Origin of the sequence: Pelagimonas sp. (assembly GCF_050633425.1) — a bacterium.
Classification (GTDB): domain Bacteria; phylum Pseudomonadota; class Alphaproteobacteria; order Rhodobacterales; family Rhodobacteraceae; genus Pelagimonas.
Genome location: NZ_JBOEGM010000008.1, coordinates 253,429 through 272,490, shown reverse-complemented (window position 1 = coordinate 272,490; position 19,062 = coordinate 253,429). Strand labels below are relative to the sequence as shown.

Below are 19,062 nucleotides of genomic sequence, written 5' to 3'. Positions count from 1 at the left end.
CAATGGGGTTCATGCTTTCACAGGCAACGCGCGCTTAGGCAGAGGCGTTGCAGATCTTTGTAATGTTGCTGCCCAACGCGGCGTTGAACTCTGCATCTGATTGCTGCTTGGACAGGCCTTCTGTCAGGGCGCGGCTAAACGAGGCGATCATTTTGGGCTGCTTGGCCAAACGCTCACAGGCCACATCCGTGGAATAGCCCCCCGACAATGCCACAACACGCAGAACGCGCGGGTGATCTGCCAGTGCGTCATACAGACCATCGGTGTTAGGAATGGTCAGCTTGAGCATCACATCCTGCCCCTCATCCAGCGCGTCCAATTGTGCGGCAATCTCGGCCTTCATCATCTCTTCGGCTTCGGTTTTAGTGGCCGAGTTGATGTCGATTTCAGGCTCAATGATCGGCACGAGACCGGCTGCAACGACCTCTTTGCCCAGCTCAAATTGCTGTGCAACAACGGCTTTGATACCCTCGGCATTGGCCTCGTGGATGACAGAGCGTTCCTTGGTGCCAAAGATGCCAAAACCCTTGGCATCGGCCAGCGTTTCCGCCAATCCTGGGATCGGTTTCATCAATTGAACGCCATTGGACTTGTCTTCGAGACCCTTGTCGATTTTCAGGAAGGGCACGATACCACGATCTTCCCAGAGCAATTGTGCCGTTGGCTTGCCGTTGATCTCACCGCGCATAGTGCGTTCGAACAGGATCGCACCGATGACTTTGTCGCTGGTGAATTCATCCGACAAAACAATACGCGACCGCATAGCATGGATTTCGTCAAACATGGCTTCGTCGCCGTCATACATGTCTGCGGTGACACCATAAAGACCAAGCGCCTTTGGGGTTGAACCACCCGACTGATCAAGCGCTGCAATAAAGCCCTTGCCCGACGTCATCTGTTCTGATTGCTTCTCAAATGCCATGTCTCTTCCTCACTGGAAAACGTATTTCAGCCTTCCTTAAACGAGCAAAGCCGCGCTTGGTAGAGTGTCAGACGAGGTTTAGCGCTAACTGTTTGGTATGCCATTTTTTTCTAGCGATAAAATAAACTTAAGCCGTTCTCGGCGTAATTTTTAACCATATTCCGTCGCGGGAACGCACAGTCAAATGCGCCTCTGGGATGGGGTCTTTGCCCTCGACGGTTTCGATCCGCAAATCACGCACCAGCAGTGACAGCAAAAGCACGCCTTCCACCATGGCAAACCCTGCCCCGGTGCAAACGCGTGGCCCAGCGGAAAACGGTATATAGGCGTCACGCCCACAGGTCTTGGCCTCATCGCTTTGCCAGCGTTCGGGTTTAAAGGCGTCTGGGTCCGACCAGATCCGCTCATGTCGATGCAAGTGCCAAGGGCTCAGAACAATCTGGGCCCCTTTGGGCACATCCCTGTCGCGAAAATGTTCCGGACAGGACGCTTCGCGCACCATCATCGGCACAGGGGGATAGAGTCGTAGGGTTTCGCGGAACACATCGCGGCACAGGCGCAATTTCGATATCTGAGAAAAGTCGCCGGTCAGATTGGCATCGCGCGCCTCTTGCGCCAGCCGGTCCTGCCAGTCGGGATACATTGCCAACAGGTAAAGCCCCCAGCCCAACGCGCTGGCGCTGGTTTCGTGACCGGCCAGAAAGAAAATCGCCACCTGATCAACCATCTCTTCGCTGGAAAAGGTTTCGCCGGTGTCCGGGTCTTTGGTTGTCATGATCTTGGTCGCCAGATCATCAGGCGCGGTGCCTGCCTTGATCGCGGCCATGCGCTGATCGGTCAATTGCCGGATCAAACCGCGAATACGCTGCGCCGCCGCTTTGGTATCGCGCCGGAAAAACCGTGGCATCCAGCGCGGCAAAGGCAGAAACGCGGCCAGGTTGAGGATCGGCTGGCTGCGTTGATAGGCGCGAAACTCGTGAAACACCTCCGAGGCGAGATCATCCTCGATTGGGATCGAAAACAAGGTACGAAAGATCACATCAGCCGCCGCGTGACTGGCCAGTTCCTCGATCTCCACCACCTGCCCCGCCTGATCTGCCAGCCGCGATTGCGCTGCAACACTGGCCGCCCACATGGCCGGAAAAGTATCTTTCAGGCGGCCGCCTTCGAATGCGGGGTCAATGATCCGACGTTGTCGCTTCCACTGCTCGCCATTGGTCAAAAACACCGAATTGCCCAGCAAAGGCCGCAACCCTTCCGAGATACGACTGGATTTCGGGAAATCCATCGGGCGCTCCTTGAGAACGGTTTTGACCAATTCGGGCTGGTTGACCATGTAAGATTGGAAAAACGGTGTTTTGAATTCCGCCATCCAAGCGCGGTAAAGCTTGGCCGGTTGCGCTGACAGAATGTCTTGTCGAAACAGTTTGGCGTATTGGCGCAGCGACACGCGCGCGCTTCGGGCCTGCGGTTTTGGGGGGCGTTTTTGCATGGTCATGGCGATGTCATAGCGATGTCATGGCGATGTTTTCGGAGTTGTGTCAGAGACCGCACCAGAGAGAGTGCCAGAATGGGGTCCGGGAACTGTACTGGTGAACTTGGACACGGCATAATCAATGCGACTGCTGGATGGCGGGCGATTGGCATACCGATCTGCCAAAAGCTGCGGCCCAGCGGTGATCTGGAAATAGTCATAGTCCAAGGGGCGGTCAAAGGCGCAGAGATACTGAAAATGCAGGCGGAAGAACCGCCATCGCAACGCCTTCCAGCGCTCAGGGCTTAACGACTTGGTGAATTGCGCAGAGAAAACCAAAGGCCAACGCTTGTTTTCGGGCGCGACGCCAGACACGGAAACCGGATCACAAAGCGCAAAGGCGCAACCATCGCCAGGAGCCGTGACATCAACCCAGCTTAGGTGCTCCTGAGCGCTGAGAAACTGCAAATCGGCCCGAAGCCGCCACGCATCGCGCAAAAAGGACACCATTGGTACAACCTGCCCAAGGCTTAGAAACGCCAACTTGGGGCCATCGTCCGGCACCCTGCCCTTGCGGATCAAATCGGCCAGAATGGACACCGCCAGATGCGCGCCCGAGCTGTGACCGACAATCAGAACCTCGTCGACGTCACTTTGAAGTGCTTGGGCAATCACCTCCTCAAACTCGGCCAAACGCCCCTCCAGTTCGGGCGGATTGGCCCCGCGATAGCGCGCCGAATAGGCGTAATCATGCATCAGGTAATAGATGTAGAACTTGGCATCTCGGGCCTTGAACCATTGCAATACAGCCCAGGCAACCAGAGGCAAAACCACAACATAAACCAAGGGGCCAAGCCATGCGCCCCCTTTGGACCCAGTAACCAGCGCCACAAGAGCGTCAACCGCAGTCGCGCCCCCATAGGCCATGCCAAAACCGATCAAAACGGCGATCAACAATTGCAACAGCAACGCACCTATCGGGTAAAGCGCGGCGATCACCGGCCCTTTTCGCAGCTTCATCAGCCGCCATAGCGCGCCAGTGGCGATATATTCCCACGAGGTGCGCAGCATTTGCCAATAGGTGGCTGGGACCGAATTTGACATGCTGTCGCGCACAATATCGGACCATACCAACACCTCGACATCGGCCTGAACATCACAGGCCTCTATCCGTGCCTCCACATGCCAACCATAGGCCCCGCCGCCAGATTTTGGGCTGAGCGCAATCTCATAACCCGATGTCTGGGCCTGCGCGGCCGCTTCTTTGCGGTACAACTCTCGGTAGCGGCGTGGATGGATTGGGTCGTAGCCGGGAATGTAAAACACCCGCCTCTTGCTCACCTTCTGTTGTTGATTATCGCCCATACGCACACACCTTGTCTTGGCGCTGATCCTAGCGCGCCAATCCGGCAAGAGTAAGACCGCAATGGGATTGAACTTGGGTAAGGCCGCGGCGGTAATTCGGCTGTTGTGTCACCCAACGGTTGCCAGAACCGGAAAAGTTTCCAACAACCAGAAGGCCATCGCCGTAAAGGCCCCGGTCACCATCGCCACACCCACGGCAATCAGCAACAGACCCATAAATTTCTCTATGATTCCCATATGGCGCTTAATGCGGTTCATCAGGCCCATCGCACGGGTCAAGAATACCGCAGCAAGAAAGAACGGCACCCCAAGCCCAAGCGCATAAACGCCCAAAAGGATCGTGCCCCGTGCAACCGAAGCCTCAGAGGCGGCCAACGACAAAATCGTTCCCAAAATCGGGCCAATACAAGGCGTCCATCCAAAGGCAAAAGCCAGCCCCAAGACATAAGCCCCAAAAGCCGAGCCACCGGTTTCGCCAGTGTCCATGCGGGCTTCACGATCCAGGAAACCAATCCGAAACACACCTAGAAAATGCAAACCAAAGATGATGACGACACCGCCAGCAACCTTGGCCAGAATGTCTTGGTTGTACAAAAAGAACGAGCCAAGCCAAGACGCTGTAAAGCCGAGGAAAATGAACACCGTCGACAGGCCCAGAACAAAGAACAGAGCCGCGACAATCAGGCGGGACCGGCTGCGCCCTTCGGTCATGTCCCCCATGCTCATCCCAGACATATACGCCAGATAGGGCGGCACAATCGGCAGCACACAGGGGCTTAGGAAAGAGATGAATCCCGCCAGCAGCGCCACAAACATGGCGGGCAAAAGCGATGCGTCAATGAGGTCGATTCCAAACATAGGAGTCACATAGGGCATCGCCGCAGCGCCGTCACCTGTTCACGCGGTCACATCCTCGTGGACCTTATGTGTGTTTGCGATTATCTGGGGGTCATGACCCATGAACTTGATGCAATCGGGCTGCTATGCCCCCTTCCCGTTCTCAAAGCCCGCAAACGGATGATGGCGCTCAGCGCCGGCGATCTTTTGATCGTGCGCACCGATGACCCTGCCGCAGTGATCGACATGCCGCATTATTGTAATGAAGCCGGACATGAATTGGTGGATGCGCGTGAAGATGGCCCTTTGATGGTCTGGACGCTTAAGAAAGCGTAACGAAGCTAGAGGCACGCGCTGACTTGCGCGCGTAGGACTGAATTAGGCGGACGTTCGTTGACACCTCATCCGTTCCATCGACTTCAAGATCATATCGCAAACCGTTGTGGATATTGTGAAAATCTTGTTTCGCACTGCCGATCGGACGATCGCCTCGGGCCAGCTCTCGTTGTTCCAAAGTCTCCAAGGGACACATCACCCCGACAAACACTGTGTCAAAGGGGGAAAACAGCTGCTTTAGCTCATCCAGCCAGCCCGGTGTTTCCAAAATATGTTCTAGAATGACATGGTTGCCCGCAGTTGCCACAGCGGCAATGGTGCTATGAAACGCCGCAAATATTTGTGCGCGATGAGACGACCAGTCCAATTCCTTGGTGCGAAATCTCTGCATTGGCAAAATGCCGGTATCGCGCAGGTGATCAATTGACAGATGCCAATACGGGTTGGGCATAGCTGCCTGTAAGTCACGCGCCAATGTGGATTTTCCACTGCTGGAAGCGCCGTGCAAAAAGACAATTTGGCTCATTGGATCACCGTTAGCAGGGGAAGGTTTCGCGGTCTCTCACCTCCTATATCCGAACCAAATAGACAACTGGCAAACAAAAACCCCGGCGCGATGGCCGGGGTTTTTCATTTTAGCGACCTAAAGACCACCAACCGCGCCGTTTCGGCTTGGCATCGTCTGGGCTGTCTGGTCCAGGCGTTTCTGCGACCGGCTCAGCCACAGGTGCTGCGGCTGGTTCAGATTTGGGCTCTTGGACTGTCTCTGCGACCGTCTCTTGGCTTGGATCTGGGAGTGTTGGCTCAGGCGCGGCCTCGGATACGGCCTCAGCGGTTACCGCTTCAGTCGCAGGTGCAGGCGATGTCTCTTGGGCAACCTCAGGCGTTCCAACCACCGACGCAATCACGTCAGATGCCTTGCGGCGGGTCCGACGACGTTTCGGCTTGGCCTCGGCGTCAACGGGTTCTGACACAGGTTCAGCAGCCGCAGGTTGCGCCTCTGCAACTGGCTCAACCGGCTTCGCGGCCTCGGCCTTTGCTGGCTCAGCCTCAGCAGGCGTTTGCGACGTGTCTGCGACCGGTGTGGCCTCGGACGTATCAGCACCCTCTGCCTGGGCTGGGGTCTCAACCGGTTTGGCGTCTCCCGCATCCGGTTTATCAGCCGAAGCATCCGATGTGTCAGCGGTGTTTTCACCAGCCGCATCCGTTGATTTCCGGCGCGAACGCGAACGGCGCGAGCGACGTTTCTTGGGCTTTTCTTCCCCGTCAGCATCCGTGGTTTCAGGGCTCGCTTCCGGGCTCGCTTCAGGATTGGCAGCCGGGGCATCATCGCCTTCTGGCTTGGCGGCATCAGCTCCGTCAACGGATGTCTCATCCGCCTTATCCGTCTCGGCCTGCCCCTCGCCCCCATCTTCACGGGTGCGCGATGGTTTGCGGCGACGACGACGACGGCGCTTTTTGGGCTGACCATCTTCACCGGTTTCCGACGCTTCCGGCTTCTCGGCGGGCTCTACGATCTGTGCATCTTCGATCTCATCCGCTTTGGCCTCGGCCTCTTCGTCGATCAAATCCATCAGCGACGTATCGACAGAGACCACCGGTGCGGACGCCACAGGGACAACGCGGGTGGCCGTCTTGAACTTCTCCATCGAGAAATCAGGCGCAACCAAATGCGGGTCGCCTTCGATACGCACGGACATGCCATAGCGCGTTTCGATCTGCGCGATATGCTCGCGTTTTTGGTTCATCAGGTAATTGGCGATGCTCACAGGGCATTTCACCAACACTTCGCGTGAGCGACGGCGCACACCCTCTTCTTCGATCTGACGCAAGACTTGCAGCGCCATATTGTCGTCGGACCGGATCAGACCGGTGCCGTGACAGGCTGGGCAAGGCTGAGTCGTTGCCTCGATCATGCCGGGGCGCAGACGCTGGCGCGACATTTCCATCAGGCCAAAGCCGGAAATCCGGCCAACCTGAATACGCGCTCGGTCAGTTTTCAACTTGTCTTTGATACGCTTTTCGACGGCGGCGTTGTTCTTACGCTCGTCCATATCGATAAAGTCGATGACGATCAGACCGGCAAGGTCGCGCAGACGCAGCTGGCGCGCCACTTCTTCGGCCGCCTCAAGGTTGGTCTTGGTCGCGGTGTCCTCGATGCTGCCCTCTTTGGTGGCACGGCCCGAGTTCACGTCAATGGCCACAAGGGCTTCGGTGACGCCGATCACAATGTATCCACCGGATTTGAGCTGAACCGTCGGGTTAAACATCCCGCCCAGATAGCTTTCAACCTGATAGCGCGCGAAAAGCGGCATCGCTTCGGTGTAGTTTTTCACGTTTTTGGCGTGGGACGGCATGATCATTTTCATGAAGTCCTTGGCGATGCGATAGCCGCGCTCACCTTCCACAAACACCTCATCAATCTCGCGGTTATAAAGATCGCGGATCGAGCGTTTGATCAGGTCGCCCTCTTCGTAAATCTTGGCCGGGGCCGAAGATTTCAACGTCAGCTCGCGGATTTGTTCCCACAAGCGTTGCAGGTATTCGTAGTCACGCTTGATTTCGGTCTTGGTCCGCTTGGCACCGGCGGTCCGAATGATCAGACCCGCGCCCTTGGGCACGTCAATTTCATTGGCGATGGTCTTGAGCTTGGAGCGATCCGCCGCATTGGTGATTTTGCGGCTGATGCCACCACCACGGGCAGTGTTGGGCATCAAAACACAATAGCGTCCGGCCAGCGACAGATAGGTGGTCAGAGCCGCGCCTTTATTGCCGCGCTCTTCTTTGACAACCTGAACCAAGAGGATCTGGCGAACCTTGATGACCTCTTGGATTTTATAACGCCGTGGACGCGGTTTGCGGCGCGGGCGAATTTCTTCCTCGGTGTCGTCATCAGCCACGGATTCGATAGAGGCATCGCGCTCTGAGGCTTTGGCCTTTGCCTTGGGCGCATCGTCTTCGTCGCTGTCCGCAGCGGGGGCTGCGGCAGCTGTGTCGGCTGCGTTGTCGTCCTTGGCAGCGTCTTTGGCAGCGGCCTCTTCAGGTGTGGCCGGGGCTGTCGTGGCCTCTTGTGCTGCCGGTTCTTCTACGGGTTCTTCTGCTGGCTCTTGTGCCGTCTGTTCTGTGTCAGTGTCTGTTGCAGGTGCCGCTTCATCGGCTGCATCTGCGTTCACGCTGTCGGCTTTCGCATCCTCAGAGCTGTCACCAGCAGCAGCTGTTTCAGCAACCTCGACCGGAGCGGCCTCTTCAGCTGTCTCAGCAGCGTCAACCGTGGCTGGCTGCGCATCTGCTTCGACGACCGGAGCAGCTTCAGCAGCCGGAGCCTCTTCTGAAGCCGGGGTGTCAGAGGCTTCGGCAGCCTCCTCGGTGACGGCTGTGTTTTCAGCAACAGGGGCTTCGGAACCACCTTCAGTCTCGGCTTCAACAGTTGTGTCTTCTGCCTCTGCCTTCACCTCGGACGGGTCCGCGCTGACCACAATTGGTTTATCGTCGGAGTCCGCAGCTATTGGGCGCTGAGGTTTGTCATCCTCGTCACTTTTCGCGTCAGCCTCGTCTGCAGCAGGCTCCTGCCCTTCGGACTCGGCGGCGATATCTGCTTGCGCAACGGTCTCTTCAACAGGTTCTTGCCGCGCTGCGTCTTGCGCGACCTCCGCTGTCTCTTCAGGATCCTGCGTTTGAGCCTCATCGGCTGCCTCAGTGCTCTGCGCAACAGCCTCTTCGACCGGAGCGGCCTCTGGGGCGCTCTCAGGTGCTGTTTCAGCAACCGACACGTCGTCGGGCTCTACACCTTCAACGGAATCGATCGGCTCGCCGACGGGGGTTTCGTGCACCGTTTCCATCGGCGACAGGCCTTCGCCCGGTTCGCCTGCCTCGGTGTCGTCACCATCGTCCAGATCAATGGTTTCCATGCCGCTGATCTCACGCGGGGCGTCTTGCGCTTTGGCCGCATCGCTGTCTGGCGTTGCCTGTGCTGCACTTTCTCCTGCCGCACCGCCTTTGGCCGCACCCTCTTTGGCAGCACTGTCTTTGGCCGCCGGACTGTCACCTTGAGCAGCCTCAGGTGCGACATCCGCCGCAGCAGGTGTGGCCTCAGCCGCCTTCGCATCCGAGTTTCTGGGTTTGCGCCGCGACCGCGAGCGTGAGCGCTTGGGTGCTTCGCGTTCATCATCCTCTTCGGCCGCCGCAGCAGCCAAAGCGGCTTCTTCTTCCATCAAGGCCTTCCGATCCGCGACCGGGATTTGATAGTAGTCGGGATGAATTTCCGAAAAGGCCAAGAAACCGTGACGGTTTCCACCATAATCCACAAAAGCGGCCTGCAGTGACGGCTCAACCCGTGTCACCTTCGCCAGATAGATATTGCCAGCTAGCTGGCGCTTGTTTTCTGATTCAAAGTCGAATTCCTCAACCTTGTTTCCGTCAACCACCACAACGCGGGTTTCTTCCGCGTGGGTGGCATCGATGAGCATTTTCTTAGCCATGTTATCCGTTTGCACGCGGCCGAACCCCTGTCCAACCCAGGCCGAACAGACGGGGGAATCCCCGTGATCGACCCAGGTGGTGCAGAAGTGCGGTAGGCGTGGCTTGTAAGGGCGAGCATAGGCGCGCGGGCATGGCGGTGCGATGTCGCCCCGTCCTGATGCCTCATATATGTCGCGCGCTTCATCGCGTTTCTTCTCCGACGCTCATCATACCAACTGCGGTAAGTGGCGCCCATTCAAGGCCCGTCGCTTTTGGCGGTCCGGGCACAGTACATCGGCCTTGCGGCCCAATCGGCCTGCTCTGGGGTCAGCGACGTGCTGCACATGTCCCAAAACAGCGAAACTCTTTGGCGGTGTGATCGACACACGCACCTATCAGGCAACATAAAGGTAGGTCTGTGGAAAAGACAATGGGCAAAATCACGCCAAACTGGCGACGTATGCTCAAAACAAAGGCCTTAGTGCAATGCGGGGCCTCGTGATGCTTCAAATATGTGTCAACTCTTCGGGAAATTCACCTGGCCAAGCGGCAAACTGAAATACCAGCGCACCAAAAGAGGATCAGGGTCGCTCTGATCAAGCTCCCTTCCCCCGGATCCGGGGGAAGGACAGGTTGGGGGCCGATTGGAGAGAGCCTCGGGAGGGACCCGAGCCCTTTTAACAGCGCCTCACTCGCGTCTCAAAAATCGCCGAGCTGAACATCAGCCCATCTTGCGCAGACGCTTCACAAGGCTCGACGTATCCCAACGGCCGCCGCCCATCTTTTGAACGTCCTTGTAGAACTGATCGACCAAAGCCGTCACAGGCAAGGACGCCCCGGTTTCATCGGCTGTTTCCAGACAGATGCCCAAATCCTTGCGCATCCAGTCCACGGCAAACCCATGCTCAAACTGGTCATCAATCATGGTCTCATAGCGATTGACCATCTGCCAGCTGCCCGCAGCGCCGCCACCAATGACGTCGATTACATCACGGCCGTCCAACCCGGCTTTTTCAGCGAAATGCAGACCTTCGGACAAGCCCTGAACCAATCCAGCGATGCAAATCTGGTTGACCATTTTGCACAGCTGCCCGGCTCCGGTGTCGCCCAGACGTTTGCACAGCTTGGCGTAGTTGTTCATGATGTCTTCGGCGCGCGCATAAACCTCGGCCTCACCACCACACATGATCACAAGCTGACCATTTTCCGCCCCGGCCTGACCACCCGACACCGGTGCATCGACAAAAGCGATCCCGCTTTTGGCCCCGACCGCATGCAATTCACGGGTGACTTTGGCCGAGACCGTGGTGTGGTCCACAAACACGCTGCCATCATCCATGCCAGCAAAGGCCCCATCATCGCCCAAACACACGCTGCGCAAATCATCATCATTGCCAACGCAGGCCATCACAAAATCCGCGCCAGCCGCAGCGGCCCGTGGCGTGGCCTCAGCCTTTCCGCCATAGTCCGCCACCCAGGCTTCTGCTTTGGCAAAGGTCCGGTTGTAAACGGTTACCTCGTGGCCCGCTTTGGCCAGATAGCCAGCCATCGGATACCCCATCACGCCTAGGCCCAAAAATGCCAGTTTCGCCATTCTCTGTCTCCCTCTGCTCCCCCGCCCCTTGGCAAGTCGCCAGACACGGGATAGGTCAAATCTCACCTTTAATACCCCCACCAACTAACTCAAGGCGAGGACAAGGGAAATGGTGCTTGTGTTTCGATGGCTGTTTCGGCTGACGGTTTTTGCCCTTGTGATGATTGTCTTGGGTGGCCTGTCGGTGCGCTATCTCGCCGGGCGGTCTTTGCCAAGCTATGACAAGACCTTGCCAGTCTCCGGGATCACCGCCGAGATTGAGATCGTGCGCGACAATGCCGCCGTGCCCCATATTATGGCGCTGTCTGATCGTGATGCATTTTTTGGGCTGGGTTATGCCCATGCCGAGGATCGCCTGTGGCAAATGACGGTTCTGCGACGCACGGTTCAGGGCCGTTTGTCCGAAATCTTTGGGGCGCGCACGCTTGAAACCGACACGCTTTTGCGGCGGCTTGATCTATATCCTTTGGCCGTGAAATCGGTTCCGCACCAAGACGCAGCCACACTTGATGCGCTCGAGGCCTATGCCGCCGGGGTCAATGCCCGCATCACTGAAATCAACCGATCAAGTCTTGGGCGGGGGGCGCCCGAACTGTTTGTCTTCAACGCTCCAATCGCCCCGTGGCAGCCCGCCGATTCCATTGCCATTCTCAAACTGATGGCCCTGCAACTCTCGGGCCATATGCGCGAAGAGATCCTGCGCGCCCGCACCTCGCTTTTGCTCGACGACAATCAACGCCTGTCAGACCTCTTACCAGACATGCCCGGAACGGGTGTCGCGGCGCTGCCCAAATACGCCGATCTTGCCCCCGGCCCTTTGAAACGGTTTGCCCAAAACCAAGCCACACCGTCCTTCCTCCCCGCTAGCCCCGAACGCGGGTTGGCCGGCGCTTCAAATGCCTGGGCCGCTGCGCCCGAACGCAGCGCCGGGCGCGGCACCCTGCTGGCCAATGATCCGCATCTTGGCCTCTCGGCACCGTCGATCTGGTATCTGGCCCGCTTGCAATTGGCAGAGGGGGGAGTCATCGGCGGCACCATTCCTGGCCTGCCGACCATTTCTGTCGGCCGATCCGAACGGCTGGCCTGGGGCGTGACCTCGTCTTACCTCGATGACCAAGACCTCTTTATTGAGGAACTCAACCCAGACAATCCCGAAGAATACCGGAGCCCGGAGGGGTTCAAACCCTTTGTGACCCGCAAATCCATCATCAATATCAAAGACGCCAGCCCGGTCACCGTCACGCTGCGCTGGACGGACAACGGCCCGGTTCTGCCACGCTCCAGTTTTGATATCGACGCAATCACCCCGCCCGGTCATGTCACCACACTCAGTTGGACCGCCTTGTCGCCGCAAGACACCTCCATGACGGCGGCCATCGGCCTGATGTCAGCCAAATCCGTCGAAGACGCCTTGGACTTGTCGCGCGCCTATGTGGCCCCGGCGCAAAACCTGACGTTGATTGATCAAGATACCGTGGCGATGAAACTGGTTGGTGCGATGCCGCGTCGTGATCCGGGCCATCAAAGCAAAGGTCGCCTGCCCAGCCCCGGCTGGGTCGCTGAAAACCGCTGGCAGGGGATGCTTCCCTATACGTCGAACCCTGAGTTCCTCGCCCCCGAGGGCGGGATTGTGGGCAATACCAATAACAAAACCATTGAACGCGCGTTTCCAAACCATGTCAGTTATGACTGGGGCGACAGCCAGCGGGTGCAACGCTGGCAGGGGTTGATGCAGGGCCGCAAGGTCCATACCCGAGATAGCTTTATCGAAGCCCAGCTCGACACCGTTTCGGTCACCGCCAGGACCCTGTTGCCCTTGATGGGACGCGATCTGTGGTACACAGGTGAGGCCGCCGCCGAAGGCACCCCCGAACGTCAACGCCAACGCGCGCTCGACCTGCTGGCCAATTGGAACGGAGAGATGAACGAACATCTCCCCGAACCGCTGATCTACAGCGCTTGGTTGCGCGCCCTTCAAGACCGCATGATCCGCGATGATCTAGGCCCCTTGGCGGATAAGTTTCGTCATGTGGAACCCCTGTTTATCGAACGCGCCTTTCGTGACTATTCCGGGGCGTCCAAGTGGTGCGACATCATTCGCTCCGTCAAAGTCGAAAGCTGTTCTGACATCTCCCGCTTGGCGCTGGATGATGCGCTCATTTGGATTACCGAACACCACGGCTCCGCGCTCGAGAGCCTGCGCTGGGGCGATGCCCATACCGCGGTCCACAAGCATTCCGTTCTGGGCGACGTGCCCTTGGTCAAACTGTTTATGAACATCGAACAATCCACATCTGGCGGGGATCATACGCTGCAACGTGGCCGTACATCCGGCTCTGATCCTATGCCTTTTGCCAATGTGCATAGCGGGGCCTATCGCGGCGTCTATGATTTTGCGGATCCCGACAGTTCTGTCTTTATTATCTCGACCGGTCAGTCCGGGCATTTCTTGTCCCGCCATTACGAAGACCTTGGCCAGCTGTGGCGACGTGGTGAATATATTCCGATGTCACTGGATGTGGGTCTGGCGCGCGCCGCCTCGGTTGGGATCACCCGGCTCGTCAAGCCATGACCAAAGCAACCCATCTCGATGGGACCGAAGCCTATGCGGTTGCCATGGCAGCAGTGACCCGGTTTTGGCCAGGCTGGCCGGGAGAACATGGGGAGTTGCTCCCGCTGAAATCCCTGAGCAAACCCCTACGCGCAACGCCTTTTCGGGTGACGGGGGGGGAACAACCTGCTGTGATCAAGGTCTGGGGTCCGGGCAATGCCGCCAAAGCCGCAGCGCAAGCATCCCGGCAAAACACTGTCGCCAAAGCGATGGCGCAGGGGGCCTTTCGGGCGGTGCCGGTTTTAGGGTTTGATCCTGACAGGACCGCTCTGCTTATGCCTGATATTCCCGGCAACACATTCGAGACGATAGCCCAAGACAGACCGGAAACAGTTACAGATCTGGCTGAAAAAGCCGGTGTTTGGCTGCGCGTATTTCACGCCCTGTCCCTGCGCCCTGCCCCGTTTCGCCCCGCTGGTCACAAGGCATGGCTGGATAAGCTGGTTGCCCAAACCCGCGACGGACAACGTAACATTCCAGACCCCGCACATTTTTGCGCCTGCGCCCAACACATCAGCAACAGCGCCATGCATTTGCGCAAACGCCCGGCCACCAAAGCCGTCACACATCGGGATTTGACGTTTGGCAATTTGATCCTTGATGAGACCGGCACCGTGTGGGGCATCGATTTTGAAAACGACCGCGAAGATGAACCTCTGCGCGATGTGTTTTCACTCGGAATCGACCTCCACGTGCACGGATCACAAGGTGCCTTCGACACGCTCAAACGCGCCTATGGAGACACCTTAACAGACCCGCAGGTCAAAGCCTTTCTGATGTCTTGTTTTTCGCTGGGGCTATGGGCCAACACCCCAGCGGTGCCATCGAAACGCCACGCCAAGCGCCTGAAGGCGGCTCAGTCGATGATCCAACAGAACCAACACCTTGTTGGTTAAAGACTGTCGAATTTTGCCTTGTCTTTGGCCGACCAGCGCAACGTCAGGTGATAGCCATCTTCTTCTTGGCGCTCATCTTCGATCAGCCCCTTTTCAAAGAGCCAAGCCCGCTCTCGCCCCTTTTCATAGCCAAGCAGCACTTCTTCTTCGCGCTTTTCCTCACCAAGGGCACGGGTCACTTCTTCTAGGAAGTCATCAAGACCCTCGCCGCTCAGGGCCGAGACCGCAAAGATATGGTCTTCTCGCTCCGCGCGCTGCCGGATCGCATCGGCCTCTTCGGCGCCTAGCTGATCCATTTTGTTCCACAGCTCGACCTGAGGCGTGCGTTTATTGACGCCCAGGCTCTCAAGGATCGTGCCAACATCACGGGCTTGTTCGGTGGTTTCAGGATGGGAAATGTCACGCACATGCACAATCACATCAGCGGCCAAAACCTCTTCCAGAGTCGCGCGAAAGGACGCCACCAATTCCGTTGGCAAATCTGAGATAAATCCAACCGTATCCGACAAGATCACATCCGCACCGGTGGGCAATCGAACCGAACGCATGGTCGGGTCCAGCGTGGCAAAGAGCATATCCTTGGCCATCACCTCTGCACCCGTTAAACGATTGAATAACGTCGACTTTCCGGCGTTTGTATAGCCAACCAAAGCGACAATCGGAAACGGGACCTTGGCCCGAGCCTTGCGGTGCAATTCGCGGGTCTTGACGACTTTTTCAAGCTGCCGACGCAGGCGCACCAACTGTTCATCAATGGCTCGACGGTCCGCCTCGATCTGTGTTTCACCGGGACCACCCACAAACCCCAAACCGCCCCGCTGACGCTCAAGGTGGGTCCAGGCGCGGACCAACCGGGTACGCTGATAGGTCAGCGCCGCCATTTCGACCTGCAACACACCTTCGCGGGTGGCGGCACGATCGGAAAAGATTTCGAGGATCAATCCGGTGCGATCCAGAAGTTTGACCTTCCAAGCCTTTTCCAGATTGCGCTGTTGAACCGGCGTAACAGGGCCATCAATTAGCACCAATTCCACGTCATTGGCCTCAAGCAGCGCCCCAAGTTCTTCGATCTTACCAGAGCCAAAGAGCATACCGGGCTGCGGCTTGGACAAAGGCACAACATCAGCACCCGCAACTTCAAGCTCGGGAAGCGCGCGGGCCAATGAAACGGCCTCAGCAAGGGCCATCGTTGCATCGCGACGGTCCCTGTCGATCTTGATGTCTGGATGCAGGACCCAAGCGCGGGTCACATGCGCGGCATGTTCCTTCAAGAGGCGTCTTCACCATCATAGAGGTTGATAGGCTGGCTCGGCATAATAGTCGAAATCGCATGCTTATAAACCAGCTGCGACTGACCATCGCGGCGCAAAAGCACGCAGAAATTGTCAAACCAAGTAATCACACCTTGCAGTTTAACACCATTAATCAAGAAAACCGTGACCGGAACCTTGGTTTTGCGAACATGGTTAAGAAATGCGTCCTGCAGGTTCTGTCTATCCGAAGCCATTGAATTGCCTTTATTCTTGCCATTGCCCCGAATGCGGGCCGTCCCTCGTCGGGCTGAGTATGTCTTGCAAATCCCAGAGTTTCCAGCGCAAAAATGGAGGATTTCTAAACCGTGTCTTATCCGCGCCAACTCTCGGGGCTGATCATGACGATAATTGCCAGTAATTCCAGCCGCCCCAGCACCATAGCCCCACATAATATCAATTTGGCCGACGGGTCTAAAGCGATCAAATCAATGGCCATAGCGGGGGCGACGGAAATCAAGGGGCCGGTATTGGCCAGGCTCGCCACGGTGAGCGTCACCGAGGCCTCAAAATCCAAGCCATACAGGCCCAAAATCATCGTCAACACCGCCAAAGTCACCGCAAAGAGCATGAAGAACACCCATGAAATAAAGGCCCCTTCCCATCGAATGCGCCGCATCACCGGGCCGGAAGTCCCGACAGATGACGGGTGTATCAATTTCTCAATCTCACGGGCTCCATTGGCATAAAGCGCGAAAACCCGCAGCAATTTCACACCGCCGGCCGTCGTGGCGACTCCGCCCCCCAGAATGGCCAGAGCCATCAAGATAATCCCCGGTGTCGCCAAGCCAGACCACCCCTGCGCCGACGTCCAGTCGGAGCTGACAAACCCGGTGGTCGTCAGAAATGACAAGCCAGTGAACAAGCCGCCCCACAACGCGCGAAACCCTGCGGCAATGTTTTGTTCGTCGCCAACTTCATAGGCGGCCACCCAGTGGCGCAAAAACAGAACCGTGGGCACGATCAAAACGATCACCAATCCCATGCGAAATTCCGGGTCATAGAGCAGGCCGGTTCCGGTGTTTTGACCGGTATCCGGCGAAAAGGTCAGCCGCGATAAGGCAAAGAACAAAAAGCAAAAAACGATCATTTCACCGGCCATACCGCTTGGGCTTGCAGCAACGCCACCAATGGGCGAAATGCCTGAAGTCGACATGACCGACATGGCGTGGCTGACCGCGATCAAGGGCGGATCTCCGGCAACCAAAAGCATAATACACAGGGCAACCGTCAACCCTGTGTAGATCGGAAAAAGTTCTTGGGTGGCGCGCAAAAGACGTGCCGCGGGATCGCTTTCACCGCTCCGGGCGGATCCTTCGCCCACCGAATGACCGGGCGTGCCCCCCGTTGAAATCGCAAAACCGCCCAAAGCCAGCGGAGCCATAATCGCCGAGGCCGCAACCCACATCAACAGCCCCCCCAGCCAACCAACCTGGGCGCGCCAAAGATGCTCGGGCCCAGACAAACGATCAGGTTCGAACAGGGTCGCGCCGGTGGTCGTCATGGCCGAGACCATTTCGAAATACGCGCTTGAAAACGAGGTGTTACGCACCGCTTCGTGAAAAGGGACCGCCAACATCACCGGCAAGAGAGCAAAGCCCGCAAGCAAAGCCACCAACTGACGCAGCGCGCTTTTGTTATGCGGACGCGTCGCCATGGAAATGCCCAGAAAACTGGTCAAAATCAAACCAATCAACCCGGCGTAAAAGAAGGAACGCGCGTCGTGGAATTCTTCGATCATCAGCGCATAGATGGCGGGCAAGAACGTCGACACAGATGCAATAATCAGCATCAACAGAAAGAAAGGAAGGTTTTTGACCGTATTCATAGCGCGAGAGGCCTTTCGGCTCAGAAGAAGTCGATCGAAACTTGCAGAAGGCGCTCCAATTCGGCGACATCTTTGCTTAGCACAAACAGCACAATGTGATCCCCCTCTTCGATGGTGAGGCCACCGGTGATGCGAACCACGTCATCGCCTTTGCGTACGGCTCCGATCAACACGCCTTCGGGGAAATCAATGTCGCGGACCTTGCTGCCCGCGATGGGTGAGGTCGACAACACCTCGGCCTCGATCACTTCGGCTTCAGCATCGCCAATAGAATAGACTGATTTCACCCGACCATGGCGGATATGGCGTAAAATAGAGCTTACGGTTGTGGCACGCGGGTTGATATAGGCGTCAATCCCGAGCGGCTCCATCAAGGGCACCAATGTCGGATCATTGATCAAGGCAATCACCATCGGACAGCCTGCCGCCTTGGCGCGCACTGCGACCAACATGTTAACCTTATCATCATCCGTCACACAGAGCGCCGCATCGGCTCGATCAACCCCGGCCTCACGCAAAAGCGCGGCATCCATGCCATCACCGTGCAAAACAATGGTACGTTCCAACGCTTCGGCGGCATGTTCCGCACATTTTCGGTTGCGCTCAATCATTTTGGCGCGGACCCGGCTGGTCCCTTTTTCGAGATGCTGAGCCACCGACAAGCCGACATTGCCGCCGCCGATAATCACCACACGCTCTTGTTTTCGCGTGCTTTTTCCGAAAATCTCCAGGGTGCGGGAAATGTCTTCGGCGTGCACCATGACATAGCAACTGTCACCGACAAAAAGCTGGTCCCGCGGTTCTGGGGCAAACAACGTGCCGTCCCGGCGCACCCCAACCACCACAGAGCGCAAGGTCGAAAACAGATCACTCAGCTGGCGCAAAGGCGTGTTTACAACCGGGCAATCTTCGTCAATGGACAGGCCCAAAAGCTGCGCCCCGCCATCCAAGAATGTCTCGGTGTCAAAGGCCGCAGGGGCCGCCAAGCGCTGCAGCGCCGCCTCGGCAACTTCGCGTTCCGGGCTGATCACAACATCAATCGGCAGGTGATCGCGGCGATACAAATCGGAATAAATCGCCGTCAGATAGCTTTGCGCCCGCAATCGGGCGATTTTGCGCGGCACTTCGAAAACCGAATGGGCCACCTGACAGGTCACCATGTTGACTTCATCCGAATGGGTGGCGGCGATGACCATATCCGCGTCACGCGCCCCGGCCTTGTCGAGCACATCGGGGTAAGAGGCGAAACCGGCAATGCCCTGGACATCCAAGGTGTCGGTGGCGCGCCGGACCAATTCAGGGTTGCTGTCCACAACGGTCACATCGTTGCGCTCTCCTGACAAATGTCTGGCGATCTGCCAACCCACCTGACCTGCACCACAAATGATGACCTTCATGCTCATCCCTCAAACGATTTTGTTCCTTGGCATG

General features: G+C 57.4%; 14 protein-coding genes. 3 read left to right on the top strand and 11 right to left on the bottom strand.

The features are described 5' to 3' along the window. Window positions 1-34: 34 nt before the first annotated feature. The 4 genes from ACRBB0_RS06825 to ACRBB0_RS06810 form a co-directional block, all read right to left on the bottom strand. Window positions 35-922 carry a fructose bisphosphate aldolase gene (locus tag ACRBB0_RS06825; RefSeq protein WP_431373657.1) on the bottom strand — a complete coding sequence of 296 codons (888 nt, stop codon included), beginning with the start codon at window positions 920-922 and terminating at the stop codon, window positions 35-37. A gap of 127 nt (window positions 923-1,049) precedes the next feature. Beyond that, window positions 1,050-2,420, bottom strand: a complete 1,371-nt coding sequence (locus tag ACRBB0_RS06820; protein WP_431373656.1) for a cytochrome P450 — start codon at window positions 2,418-2,420, stop codon at window positions 1,050-1,052. An 18-nt stretch (window positions 2,421-2,438) separates the two neighbouring features. Further along, window positions 2,439-3,761: a hypothetical protein gene (locus tag ACRBB0_RS06815; protein WP_431373655.1), complete on the bottom strand. Its 1,323-nt coding sequence runs from the start codon at window positions 3,759-3,761 to the stop codon at window positions 2,439-2,441. Window positions 3,762-3,869: 108 nt separating this feature from the next. Then, a complete protein-coding gene (locus tag ACRBB0_RS06810) occupies window positions 3,870-4,619 on the bottom strand; it encodes a cytochrome c biogenesis CcdA family protein (RefSeq protein ID WP_431373654.1) in 750 nt (249 codons plus the stop codon). Between the two features lie 93 nt (window positions 4,620-4,712). On the opposite strand from ACRBB0_RS06810, the gene ACRBB0_RS06805 reads away from it, so the two are divergent. After that, a complete protein-coding gene (locus tag ACRBB0_RS06805) occupies window positions 4,713-4,934 on the top strand; it encodes a sulfurtransferase TusA family protein (RefSeq protein ID WP_431373653.1) in 222 nt (73 codons plus the stop codon). On the opposite strand, the gene ACRBB0_RS06800 is transcribed toward ACRBB0_RS06805, so the two are convergent. The 3 genes from ACRBB0_RS06800 to ACRBB0_RS06790 form a co-directional block, all read right to left on the bottom strand. After that, window positions 4,921-5,460 carry a chloramphenicol phosphotransferase CPT family protein gene (locus ACRBB0_RS06800; RefSeq protein ID WP_431373652.1) on the bottom strand — a complete coding sequence of 180 codons (540 nt, stop codon included), beginning with the start codon at window positions 5,458-5,460 and terminating at the stop codon, window positions 4,921-4,923. The two genes, ACRBB0_RS06805 and ACRBB0_RS06800, sit on opposite strands and share 14 nt — an antisense overlap. A gap of 109 nt (window positions 5,461-5,569) precedes the next feature. After that, the gene (locus tag ACRBB0_RS06795) at window positions 5,570-9,412 is read right to left on the bottom strand and encodes an Rne/Rng family ribonuclease (RefSeq protein ID WP_431373927.1); all 3,843 of its coding nucleotides are present in this window, start codon (window positions 9,410-9,412) and stop codon (window positions 5,570-5,572) included. A gap of 701 nt (window positions 9,413-10,113) precedes the next feature. Then, window positions 10,114-10,986, bottom strand: coding sequence for an NAD(P)-dependent oxidoreductase (locus tag ACRBB0_RS06790; protein ID WP_431373651.1), 873 nt, complete (start codon window positions 10,984-10,986; stop codon window positions 10,114-10,116). Between the two features lie 109 nt (window positions 10,987-11,095). Here ACRBB0_RS06790 and ACRBB0_RS06785 point away from each other — a divergent pair, with 109 nt between their 5' ends. Beyond that, window positions 11,096-13,558 carry a penicillin acylase family protein gene (locus ACRBB0_RS06785; RefSeq protein WP_431373650.1) on the top strand — a complete coding sequence of 821 codons (2,463 nt, stop codon included), beginning with the start codon at window positions 11,096-11,098 and terminating at the stop codon, window positions 13,556-13,558. Continuing rightward, window positions 13,555-14,493, top strand: a complete 939-nt coding sequence (locus tag ACRBB0_RS06780) for an aminoglycoside phosphotransferase family protein (protein ID WP_431373649.1) — start codon at window positions 13,555-13,557, stop codon at window positions 14,491-14,493. The genes ACRBB0_RS06785 and ACRBB0_RS06780 overlap by 4 nt, the downstream gene beginning before the upstream one ends. On the opposite strand, the gene hflX is transcribed toward ACRBB0_RS06780, so the two are convergent. From hflX to trkA, 4 genes are all read right to left on the bottom strand, one after another. Then, window positions 14,490-15,743, bottom strand: a complete 1,254-nt coding sequence (gene hflX / locus ACRBB0_RS06775) for a GTPase HflX (RefSeq protein WP_431373926.1) — start codon at window positions 15,741-15,743, stop codon at window positions 14,490-14,492. The two genes, ACRBB0_RS06780 and hflX, sit on opposite strands and share 4 nt — an antisense overlap. Window positions 15,744-15,760: 17 nt before the next feature. Beyond that, the gene (hfq, locus tag ACRBB0_RS06770) at window positions 15,761-16,000 is read right to left on the bottom strand and encodes an RNA chaperone Hfq (RefSeq protein WP_097802888.1); all 240 of its coding nucleotides are present in this window, start codon (window positions 15,998-16,000) and stop codon (window positions 15,761-15,763) included. Between the two features lie 116 nt (window positions 16,001-16,116). After that, window positions 16,117-17,631, bottom strand: a complete 1,515-nt coding sequence (locus tag ACRBB0_RS06765; protein WP_431373648.1) for a TrkH family potassium uptake protein — start codon at window positions 17,629-17,631, stop codon at window positions 16,117-16,119. A gap of 20 nt (window positions 17,632-17,651) precedes the next feature. Next, window positions 17,652-19,028, bottom strand: coding sequence for a Trk system potassium transporter TrkA (trkA, locus tag ACRBB0_RS06760; RefSeq protein ID WP_431373647.1), 1,377 nt, complete (start codon window positions 19,026-19,028; stop codon window positions 17,652-17,654). Window positions 19,029-19,062 lie beyond the last annotated feature (34 nt).